This window comes from Pseudoalteromonas sp. Ps84H-4, from assembly GCF_024124645.1.
GTDB classification, from domain to species: Bacteria; Pseudomonadota; Gammaproteobacteria; order Enterobacterales; family Alteromonadaceae; genus Pseudoalteromonas; species Pseudoalteromonas lipolytica_C.
Map to the genome: position 1 here is coordinate 1 of NZ_JAMXSK010000070.1, position 1,545 is coordinate 1,545.

General features: G+C 49.4%; 1 pseudogene. It reads right to left on the reverse strand.

Features of this window, described 5'->3' with window-relative positions:
* A pseudogene (locus tag NH454_RS22210) lies at nt 1-1,545 on the reverse strand (Tn3-like element ISShfr9 family transposase); the annotation flags it as partial.

A 1,545-nucleotide genomic window follows, 5' to 3' on the forward strand; every position in this document is an offset into this window, starting at 1 on the left:
TGAGGGCGCTGTGGTTGGCCACCAGTGTCATGGCCGTGATCCCTTTGTTGGTGCCGAAATACTTAGAGGAGTACCGGGTTTTAAAGGTTTCCAGATGGGTTTCGAATTTCTGACCATCCGCACTGGCATGCAGCTGGTCCTCCTGAATATGGTAGTGGCGGAAGATGGGTAGCGCTGCAACCGCATTATTGATCACGTCGCTGGCGTCATGCAGCGTTTCAGGCCGGATATAGTTGGCCTGCACCGTACTCAGGTGTTCATAGCTTCGATCGGAGATCTGCGCCATGCCATACACACCACGGTGAGTGGCGTTGGCAATCAGAATGGCCAGTAAATCATCCTGATGAGTGAACCCTTGTTTTTGTATCGGAAGTACATGAGTCAGACATTTCATGAACCCGGTTTCGCGCTCTACATACCGCAGTACATCCGCGATACCGACCGGTTGCATTCGCTTAAAAAAGGGATTGTTGACCAGAGATGTAGCGCTTTTGGTCGGCAGACGCCAGCGGGTACCGGTACGATTTTTCATGATCACATTTCGATTGTCTCCCTCATCAATATGGAGAGCAACGTCTTTGAGTGCACTTTCCAGCCGGTGTTGTTTCTCCTGTAACAATAACTCTGCGGGCTGTTTTAGTCTGTCCAGTGTTGATGAGGCCAGCAAGGTATCCTGCGATGTCTGGGGGATCAGGTCGTCTTCCAGTGCGCGGTATTTGGTAACATTTGGCAAATAAATGCGTCCATTCAGTCGTGAGGTTAACTGCCGGTAGAGCAGCCATTCGTAACGTTGCGGGTTAACGTTATCCTGTTTAACCAACCATGGGAGGTGCTTTTTCGGGATGAGCGACGTATCCATCGTCTTCAGTGGTCCACCGAATGCGATTTCCGTCTGCATCTGTTGAAGTTGGGCGACGACGGCTTCTGAGCCTTTACCGGCCTCACATTCAAGGCACAAAAACACCTGCCTTAACAGTTGCTCCAGGAGATTGCATTGTTCATCGTAATGTTGCCACTGGTACTCTTCCACGGTCCGTTTCTGTTTTTTCAGGTAAAGGCAGAGGGTCTGGATATCCCTGTCATTCATGACCTTCAATGCCTGTTGTCTGACTACTGAGAAGGGTTGATTATCATCAATGTTCTCATCCACAAACAGATGCAGTAACTCTGCCGCTTTCGTGACATTGTCCGCGGCTGACTGCCAGGACAGGAACACTGCTTGTTGTGCAAAGGTGTTGGCAGCTTCTTGTTGCTTGCGGATATGGTAAATGAACCCATCAGTTAACCGTTCCAGTGCCAGTTGTATCCGCTCTGTCAGGTGACATAGCAACCATAGATGCTGCTGTGCGCGTTTGAATCGTTTGAGTTTACTACCGTAATAGTTGATGAGCTCACCGAAGTGTTGTCGATTTTTAAGAGACAGATTAAGCCCATCGATAACGCCATTGATTTGCGTGCGCCATGGCGCTAACTGATGATAAAGGGCAAGCTCTTTTTTAAGTTCAGGTACGGTCAGACTTTTTGCACCGCCTCTGAGCTGGTTCA